Origin of the sequence: Streptomyces sp. SID12501 (assembly GCF_010550245.1) — a bacterium.
GTDB lineage: Bacteria > Actinomycetota > Actinomycetes > Streptomycetales > Streptomycetaceae > Streptomyces.
The window spans coordinates 1-8,706 of the sequence record NZ_JAAGLU010000086.1; the positions used below are offsets into that span (position 1 = coordinate 1).

The following is an 8,706-nucleotide window of genomic DNA, read 5'->3' on the forward strand; positions in this document are numbered from 1 at the left end:
CCGTCGCGGTGCCGCGCCCGAGCCGGTGGCGGCCCCCACGACGACGTTCGTCGAGCCGTCGGCCGAGGCCACCGTAGCGCCGGTGCAGGACCCGGCCCCCGAGGCCACGGACAGGTCGCGCCGCCGCCGCACCCGCAGGACGGCGGAGCCCACGCCGGTCACTCCGGTCGAGGTCGTCCCGGTCGAGGCGCCGGCCGTCCCCGCGGCCGAGGCCCCGGAGGAGCAGCCGCGCCGTCGCCGTACCCGCAAGGCGGCGGAGCCGGTCATCGACACCGTCGAGGCCCCGGTCGTGACGGAGACCAAGCCGCGCCGCGCCACCCGCAGCGCCACGGCAACGGCTGCGCCGGTGACTGCCGAAGCCGTCGTGGACACGGCGGAAGGCGTCGAGGCCAAGCCGACACGCCGGACCGCCACTCGCAAGGCGACCGCAGCCGCACCGGCCGCGGAAGCCGCCGTCGACACCGCCGAGGCGACCGAGACCAAGCCGCCCCGCCGCCGCACGGCACGCAAGGCCGCCGAGCCCGTCGTGGCCGTGGTCGAGGTCGCCCCGGAGACTCCGGAGCCCGAGGCCACGAAGCCCCGCCGGACGCGCAAGGCCGCGGTGGCCGCCGTGGAAACGGCCGAGGCGACCGAGATCAAGCCGCGTCGGGCGACCCGCAAGGCCACGGCAGCGACCGCACCGGCCGCCGAGGCAGCCCTCGACACCGCCGAGGCGGTCGAGGCGAAGCCGCGTCGCCGTACGGCCCGCAAGGCCGCCGAACCGGCGGTCGTGACGGAGACGGCGGACATCCCGGCCCAGCCGACCTCGGCCGAGACCCCGGAGCCGAAGCGCCGTGCGACGCGCAAGGCGACGGCACCGGCCGCGGAAGCCGCCGTGGACACCGCGGAAGGCGTCGAGGCCAAGCCCCGCCGCCGGGTGACCCGTAAGGCCGCAGAGGCCCCGGTGGTCGCCGAGGCGGAGGCCACGGAGCCGAAGCCGCGTCGTACGGCCCGCAAGGCGACGGCGACGGCCGCGGAGGTCGTTGTCGACACCGTCGAGGCCAAGCCGGCGCGCCGGACCGCCACTCGCAAGGCGACCGCAGCCGCACCGGCCGCGGAAGCCGCCGTCGACACCGCCGAGGCGACCGAGACCAAGCCGCCCCGCCGCCGCACGGCACGCAAGGCCGCCGAGGTCGTCGCCGACATCCCCGCCCAGGCGGCGGACGAGGCGGAGGCCAAGCCGCGCCGCCGGACGGCCCGCAAGGCCGCCGAACCGGCGGTCGTCGTGGAGCCGGCACCGGAGGCCGCCGAGGCGAAGCCCAGGCGCCGCGCCACCCGCAAGGCCACGGTCAGCGCACCGGCCACGGATTCCGTGGAGGCCTGACCACCCCGAGGGCCCCGGCCCTCAGCACCACCGGCCACACCCGGACGGCCCGGCCCACCCCACCAGGTGGCCGGGCCGTCGGCGTTCTCCCGGGGCCTGTCCGGGGGAGCATGCCGGAGACCCCGGGCCATGGGCACCCCATCGCCCGTCACCCGCCGCGACAGGGGTTGACATCGGCGTCTCCCCAGCTTGCGGCTGCACCCATCACGCCCCGCACCAGTTGGCCCGGCCGTCGGCGTTCACCGGGAACCTGCGCGGGCGGATCATGCCGCAGACGCCGGGTATGGCGGCACATCCTCACCGGCGAGGGACGCCCTCGCATCCCTCTCCCGCCCGAGCCGACACCCTCCCCCTCGGGTGCGCCGGATAACCTCGGCACATGAGCAGGCCTTCGACCTTCGCCCCGCCCCCCGGAGCCCGTGCGTACGCCCTGCGTACCGCACGTGGTGAGTTCGCCGTCATCGATGCCTCCGTGGCGGCCGGCGTCGAGCCCAAGGGGACCGTTCTGCTGCTGCCCGGGTTCACCGGCAGCAAGGAGGACTTCATCTCGACGCACGAGCCGCTGGCCGCGCGCGGGTACCGTACCGTCGCCGTCGACGGGCGCGGGCAGTTCGAGTCACCCGGCCCACGGGACGACGAATCGGCTTATGCGCAGGCCGAGTTGGCGCAGGACGTGCTCGCCCTGGCGGCAGCCGTCGGTACCCCCGTACACCTCGCCGGGCACTCGCTCGGCGGGCAGGTCGCCCGAGCCGCCGTCCTCCTGGACCACTCCCCGTTCCTGTCGCTGACCCTCATCTCCTCGGGCCCCGCCCAGATCTCCGAGGCGCAGCAGCAGCGCGCGAAGCTGCTGCGGGACGCGCTCGCCGTGATGAGCCTGGCCGACGTCTGGGAGGCCATCCAGGCCATGGACGACCCCCAGGCCGGCGGCGGCGACCTCGACCCGGTGGACACCCTGGACGCCGGACTCGACGACCGCGAGGATCTGCGCCGCCGCTGGATGAGCACCAGCCCGGCCCAACTCGTGGCCACCGGGCGCCAGTTGTGCTCCGAGCCGGACCGGGTGGCGGAACTCGCCGCCGTACCGCTGCCCTTCCACGTGCTGTCCGGCGCGGAGGACGGCACCTGGGCCGTCCCGCTCCTCGACGACATGGCCGTACGGCTGCACGCGCACCGGACCGTCATCGCGGGGGCCGAGCACTCCCCCAACACGGACCGCCCGCTGGAGACCGCTCGCGCCCTGGCCGACTTCTGGGACACCCTCGCGCACTGACTCGATACTCGCCGTACCGATTTGCTCAGTACTGCGTCTGCAGGTGCTCCCAGAAGCCGTCCCGCAGCGACCGCCGCAGCTCGGCCTGCCCGCGCAGCGAGTACTGGAGCAGCCCCTCCGCCTCCACCAGCAGGTCCTGGTCGACGGAACCGGGCAGATACGGATGCCCGGGCAGCAGCTCGACCAGCGCCTCGCGCCCTCGCGCGGCCAGCCACTTCGCCGCGATCTGGGCGCCCACGAACCGCACGTCCTCGCGCGTGGGGCGTGTCCCCGACGACGACTCGTAGGACGCGGCGGTGCGCCGGGCGACGTACGGCTTGAAGAAGTCGAGGTCGAACGTGCGCTGGCTGTCGACCTCCCAGAGCAGGGGCTCGGCCTGGTTGCGGCCTTCGGGCGCCTCGATGCCCCAGAGGTGGACGCGTGCCCCGTACCCCTGCGCGGCCTCGACCGCCGACACCAGATCCTCGTCGCCGCCGATGAGCGCGGCGTCGTTGATCGCGCGGTGCCGGGCCAGCGACTCCAGGTCGGAACGGATCAGGGAGTCGACGCCCTTCTGCTGGTTGTTGGCGTTGAGGTTGCCCAGGCGGACTTTCACATCGGGGAGTTCCGCGATGGACTGCTGCTCGATGGTGTGGATGCGGCGCCGGGCACCGTCGTACCAGTAGACCCGCAGCAGCCGGCTGTCCGCGAAGATCGTGCGAGCCTTGTCGATGAGCGCTTCGATGAGACCTTCCGCGTCCAGCTCGTAGGAGCGGCGGTCCTCGGTTCCGGCGACGAGCCGTCCCGCCGCCGCGTACAGATACCCCGCGTCGACGAAGATCGCATGCGTCGAGGGCGTCTTCGCCACCTCGGTGAGCATGCGGTGGAGCAGTTCGTTCGTGCGGTCGATGCGGGCGCTCAGCTCCGCGTGGTCGTCGTCGTTGTTCATATACCTCCATTGTCTCGGCGGTCACGCTTCGAACACAACCGGCCCCGGTCAGTCTCCTGCGAGTCCTTCCGGACGCCCGCGTTTACCGGACGGTAGTTAGACGTGCGAAAAATTTCCTTAGCGTAGGGAATGTTTGTAACATGCGGGTAGTTGACTCAGTACGTAACCAAGTAGTTCTCCTCAGGAGGATGACCAGACGAAGGGAGAAGCCCATGCGCTTCGAAATCATGCGTCTTGACGACGTCGACGGAACCCCCGTGGACAGTACGGTCGTGGACGCCGCCTCCGTCAACCGGATCGTGCAGCAAGCAGCCTCGATAGGGCAGCGTCTCTGGATCCGCCCGGCCGACAGCTCGGCCTCATAACGCGCGGACGACGCTCGCCCACGACGAGCAGACTTCAGAACCCCCGTACGGCACCGATGCCGTACGGGGGTTCTGCCATGAGTCCCGGTACGAGCCCTGATGTGAGCTCTGACGTGAGCCCTGCGCGCGGGCCACAGGCGTCAGCTCTGCTGGATCACCTGGGTGACGCCGTTGATGATCTGCTGCACGGCGATCGCGGAAAGCATCATCCCCGCGAGCCGGGTCACCAGGACCACGCCGCCGTCCTTGATGACGCGGATGATCAGCAGCGAGTACCGCATGACCACCCACAGCACGACGTGGACGGCCAGGATCGCCGCCCACACCGACACCTGCATGGCCACGCCGTCCGCCTTCTGCACGGCCAGGATGACCGAGACGATCGCACCGGGCCCGGCGAGCAGGGGCATGCCGAGCGGTACGAGGGCGACGTTCACGTCCTTGGTCTGCTTGGGCTCGTCCGTCTTGCCGGTGAGCAGGTCGAGGGCGATCAGCAGGAGCAGCAGCCCGCCGGCGATCATCAGGGCGGGCACGGAGACGTGCAGATAGTCCAGGATCTGGTGCCCGAGCAGCCCGAACACGGTGATCACACCTCCGGCCACACAGACCGCCTGGAACGCCATCCGCTTCTGGACGCGGGCGGGCCGACCGGCGGTGAGGGCGAGGAAGATCGGGGTGATCCCGGGGGGATCCATGATCACGAAGAGGGTGAGAAAGAGCGAACCGAAGACGGCGACGTCGAACATGGGTGAGCGAGCCTTGCGTAGGTACGGGGAAGAGGGAGGGTGAGCGGGAAGCGGCCTGGGCCGAGGGCTCAGACTCCGCCGGTCCCGGGCACCGGGAACGCCCCGGTGGCCCGGCGCGTGATCTCGCCGTACACCTCGGGGTCCGTCGTGTACTCCCCGAGCACGCAGGTCTTGCGGCTGCCGTGGTAGTCGGAGGAGCCGGTGCCCAGCAGTCCCAGCTCCGCCGCGAGGCCGCGCAGGCGTGCCCGGGTCGCCGGTTCGTGGTCCATGTGGTCGACCTCGATGCCGTCGAGCCCGGCGGCGGCCAGCTCCGCGATCGCGGACTCCGGAACCGTCCGCCCCCGCTTGCTCGCGGCCGGGTGCGCGAACACGGCCACTCCGCCGGCCCCCTTGATCAGCCGCAGCGCCTCGAAGGGGTCGGTCTCGTGCTTCGGTACGTAGGCCCGGGCGCCGTCGGCCAGCCAGTCCCCGGTGAAGGCTTCGTTCACCGTCGGTACGACGCCCAGCTCGACCAGCGCGGTGGCGACATGCGGCCGGCCCACGGACCCGTCACCGGCGATCCGTGCGACCTGCTCCCAGGTGATGGGCACGCCCAGCTCCCGGAGCTTGGCCACCATCCCCTGGGCCCGCGGCACCCGGTCGTCCCGTACCAGCTCGCGCTCGGCGAACAGCGCGGGCTCCTCGGGGTCGAACAGGTAGGCCAGCATGTGCATGCTGACCCCGTCGAGCCGGCAGGACAGCTCGGCCCCGGTGACCAGCGTGAGCCCGGCGGGCAACGCGGCGATCGCCTCGGCGTACCCACGGGTCGTGTCGTGGTCGGTCAGCGCGACGACGTCGAGCCCGGCCGCTGCGGCGTTGCGCACCAGCTCGGCGGGCGTGTCCGTACCGTCGGAGGCGGTGGAGTGGCAGTGCAGATCGATGCGCACGGTGCGGACTCCAGGCGACGACGGGGACGAACGAGACGCGCCAAGCATAACGGCCCCAGGGGGCCGCTCGTCACACCCGAAACCCTCAAGTGACCCTTACGGAAGCCCACCCAGGGGCGCGGGGAACTGCGCGACCAGCCCCCACGGACCCGCACCCCGGGACGCATCCGGCACCACAGAAAGCCTTAAGGCTGAAGCAACCGGGGCGACAACGCCCCGCACGGCACCAACTCCAGCTCGGCCCCCGCATCCCGCAGATCCGTGAGCACCAGCTCGTCATACATCAGCAACCCGGACTGTTCGGGCCACACCACCGCCCACAACCACAACCCGAGCGCCTCACCCGCGAACACCGCACGGTCATCGGGCCCACCCGCGACATGCCACAACGGAGTGGGCCGCCCCGCAGCCAGCACCTTCGCCTCGGGAGGCTTCTCGACGTTCATGTACGGCCCCGGGTCCGGCCCGTCGAGGCCCGCATACCGCGCGCCGAGGCCGACACCGAGCTCCTCGGCGACCAGGATCAGCTCACCCATGCCCCCGAGCGGACCGGGACCCGTGCAGGCCACCGCCGTCGCACGGCCGCCGCTGCGGTCGTCGCCCGCGCAGCCCACGCCCGTGAACAGCCAGCCGACCGGTAGCGGCCACGGCATCCACACCGGCACCTGCGTGCGGTGCACCACGACACCGAGGGCCTCGACGCTGGGCGGGATCACAGGCTGCAGCGGATGCACCGTCCCGTGCACATCGCACTGCCAGGAGTCGGCAAAGAGGCCGGGAGCCCTGACCCGGCCACCACACTTCGGGCAACTGGGTTCGCCCCTCATAGAGCCCCACGGTCCTCCCCGTCCTTCCTCACGTCAAGGACGATCACCCGTCCGGAGTGACACGTTTCCGCCCCTTCCACCAGGTGAAACTAGATGTAGCTTGCATTAATTAGCTGAGCTAACTTACTATGTTCATATACCAACGACCTCTCCGCGGGTTGGGCCCGCGAGTCGTGAAGGAGCAGGCATGCACAGCAGCGCAACGACCACACGAGCGGGCAGCACGGGAGGCCCCACCGAAGCGGACCCCTTCGACGCGGGAGCCGGCGGGCTCCTCCGGCAGCCGAAGGCCGTCTGGGCGACCGCCGGCGCGTCCGTCGTCGCCTTCATGGGCATCGGCCTCGTCGACCCGATCCTCCCGTCCATCGCCAAGGGCCTGGACGCCACGGCCGGCCAGGTCTCCCTGCTCTTCACGTCGTACTTCCTGATCACCGCCGTGGCGATGCTGGTCACCGGCTTCGTCTCCAGCCGCATCGGCGGCAAGAAGACCCTGCTGCTCGGCCTCGCGTTCGTCGTGGTCTTCGCGGGCCTGGCCGGCACCTCGGGCTCGGTCGCCGAACTGGTCGGCTTCCGGGCGGGCTGGGGCCTCGGCAACGCGCTCTTCGTCTCGACGGCCCTCGCGGTCATCGTCACAGTTGAGCCCTGAACCAACACAGAAATAGATCGCTTTATTACATCACTCCGGAAACATCCGGTATGCTCGGCGAGTCACCGAGGGCAACAGCCAAGTCCTCAACGACCCGAGCGAGTCACGCACTCGCTCCGGCGGCCGGGAGGGCCGTCGCCAGGCGGGCACGCCCCGCCAAACTCTCCGGAGCGATCCAGGAGAGAGTCTCCCCGACCTCGTCCGGGAGAGAACTCCAAAACTACACGTTCTTCGCAACGTGCAAGTTTTCTCCCCTGGTGGGAATGACGCCGCATGGTTCGTGTGCCCTCATTCTCACCAGGGGCGTTCTTCGCTCGCTCTCCTCGGTGCTCGTGGCACCGCGCCTCCAGCGGCGGTTCGGCTCGCTGACGGTGCTCGGCGGCTCGCTGGTGCTGCTCGCCGTCGACGTCCTGGTCCTCGGCTACGGCAGCCACACCACCGCCGTCGTCTGTACGATCCTGTCCGGCGCGTTCATCGGTGTGAACAACACGGTCTACACCGAGCTGGCACTGGGCGTCTCGGACGCGCCGCGCCCGGTGGCGAGCGCCGGCTACAACTTCGTGCGCTGGTTCGCGGCGGCAGCGGCCCCGTACTTCGCGCCGAAGATCGAGGAGTGGAGCGACATCCACATGCCGTTCGTGGTCGCGGCGGTCACGGCCGTGCTCGGCGCGGTGGTGGTCGTCGTACGGCGGAAGTCCCTCACCCACGACGCCGAGGAACTGGAGACGCGGCACGCGACCGAGGACGGCGTCGCCGTCTTCGCGAGCTAGAGACCGGGGACTGTCCAACTGGCGCCTCCCAGACGCCCGTTGGTGACATCGGTCACTCCGATGTCGGGTACGGGGGTCAGTCCAGTGGGACGGATCTGCGGGACGGGTCCCGTAGGTCCGTCCCGTTGGTGAGCCAGCGTTCCTGGAGGGCCTGGGCGCCGTGGACGCGCTTCCAGGCGGCCTCGTTCGCGGTCATCGGGAGCAGGGGCAGGAAGCGCACCGGGTCCAGGGGCTCATCGAGCTCCAAGTCCTCGACCAGGCCGCCCGGCTCCGCGACCAGGACCGAGGTGAAGGGCGCACCGGGCCACAGCGGCTCCCCGACGTCGAGCGAGGCGCCGGGGGCCACGATCACACCCTCGACCTGCGGGGACGCGGCGAGAACCGCGAGCGGGCGCAGCACCTTGTCGGTGTCGGCGAGGCCGGCCCGTACGGAGATGACCAGTTCGGCGCGCGGGCCCTTCACCGGGTCGGCGAGCACCGCGGCGGGGTCCGCCATCGGCAGCGCGGACATGCCGAGGGTGGCGTAGCGGACGATCTCCCCGTCCTGGTCCCGGCCGGGGAAACGCAGCACCTCGACTCGGTCCGTACCGAGGAAGGTGACCGCGGCGCGCGCGTCCGGTTCGCCCAGCGTCGTACGCAGCCGGGCCTCGACCAGAGGAAGAACATCAGACATGCGCCGAGCATAGAACTCGTCAGTTGCGGGCAAACGCGCACCTTGACAGTTCGGTCGGCTGTTACCCTAGACGAGTCATTCCGATGTGATCAGTGGTCGTAGGCGATCAGGGATCGCAGGACCGGCTGGCCTGTCCTGTGGTTGTGCCAGATCGCGGCGGCCATCGCGAGGACGCGCTGGGCGACGCGGACG

At 71.1% G+C, this 8,706-nt stretch carries 7 protein-coding genes and 4 pseudogenes; 5 read left to right on the forward strand and 6 right to left on the reverse strand.

What is annotated here, in order from left to right; translation table 11 throughout:
* A pseudogene (locus tag G3I71_RS44375) lies at nucleotides 1-1,363 on the forward strand (ATP-dependent helicase); the annotation flags it as partial.
* 379 nt (nucleotides 1,364-1,742) lie between these two features.
* Nucleotides 1,743-2,633 carry an alpha/beta fold hydrolase gene (locus tag G3I71_RS44380; protein WP_164324503.1) on the forward strand — a complete coding sequence of 297 codons (891 nt, stop codon included), beginning with the start codon at nucleotides 1,743-1,745 and terminating at the stop codon, nucleotides 2,631-2,633.
* A 25-nt stretch (nucleotides 2,634-2,658) separates the two neighbouring features.
* Here the strand turns inward: G3I71_RS44380 and G3I71_RS44385 are convergent, their stop codons facing one another.
* Nucleotides 2,659-3,561, reverse strand: coding sequence for an NYN domain-containing protein (locus tag G3I71_RS44385; protein WP_164324505.1), 903 nt, complete (start codon nucleotides 3,559-3,561; stop codon nucleotides 2,659-2,661).
* A 212-nt stretch (nucleotides 3,562-3,773) separates the two neighbouring features.
* Here G3I71_RS44385 and G3I71_RS50565 point away from each other — a divergent pair, with 212 nt between their 5' ends.
* Nucleotides 3,774-3,926, forward strand: coding sequence for a hypothetical protein (locus G3I71_RS50565; protein ID WP_203732983.1), 153 nt, complete (start codon nucleotides 3,774-3,776; stop codon nucleotides 3,924-3,926).
* A 140-nt stretch (nucleotides 3,927-4,066) separates the two neighbouring features.
* Here G3I71_RS50565 and G3I71_RS44390 read toward each other — a convergent pair whose 3' ends face one another.
* The 3 genes from G3I71_RS44390 to G3I71_RS44400 all read right to left on the reverse strand — a co-directional run bounded on the left by G3I71_RS44390 (nucleotide 4,067) and on the right by G3I71_RS44400 (nucleotide 6,425).
* Nucleotides 4,067-4,672, reverse strand: coding sequence for a MarC family protein (locus G3I71_RS44390; RefSeq protein WP_164324508.1), 606 nt, complete (start codon nucleotides 4,670-4,672; stop codon nucleotides 4,067-4,069).
* 68 nt (nucleotides 4,673-4,740) lie between these two features.
* On the reverse strand, nucleotides 4,741-5,598 hold the full coding sequence (locus G3I71_RS44395) for a PHP domain-containing protein (protein WP_164324511.1): 858 nt from the start codon (nucleotides 5,596-5,598) through the stop codon (nucleotides 4,741-4,743).
* 185 nt (nucleotides 5,599-5,783) lie between these two features.
* The gene (locus G3I71_RS44400) at nucleotides 5,784-6,425 is read right to left on the reverse strand and encodes a DUF6758 family protein (protein WP_164324514.1); all 642 of its coding nucleotides are present in this window, start codon (nucleotides 6,423-6,425) and stop codon (nucleotides 5,784-5,786) included.
* A gap of 187 nt (nucleotides 6,426-6,612) precedes the next feature.
* Between G3I71_RS44400 and G3I71_RS44405 the strand changes: the two are divergent.
* A pseudogene (locus G3I71_RS44405) lies at nucleotides 6,613-7,056 on the forward strand (MFS transporter); the annotation flags it as partial.
* Between the two features lie 233 nt (nucleotides 7,057-7,289).
* A pseudogene (locus G3I71_RS44410) lies at nucleotides 7,290-7,841 on the forward strand (MFS transporter); the annotation flags it as partial.
* A 76-nt stretch (nucleotides 7,842-7,917) separates the two neighbouring features.
* On the opposite strand, the gene G3I71_RS44415 reads toward G3I71_RS44410, so the two are convergent.
* The gene (locus tag G3I71_RS44415; protein ID WP_164324517.1) at nucleotides 7,918-8,514 is read right to left on the reverse strand and encodes a suppressor of fused domain protein; all 597 of its coding nucleotides are present in this window, start codon (nucleotides 8,512-8,514) and stop codon (nucleotides 7,918-7,920) included.
* Between the two features lie 89 nt (nucleotides 8,515-8,603).
* Nucleotides 8,604-8,706, reverse strand: a pseudogene (locus tag G3I71_RS51920) (IS982 family transposase); the annotation flags it as partial.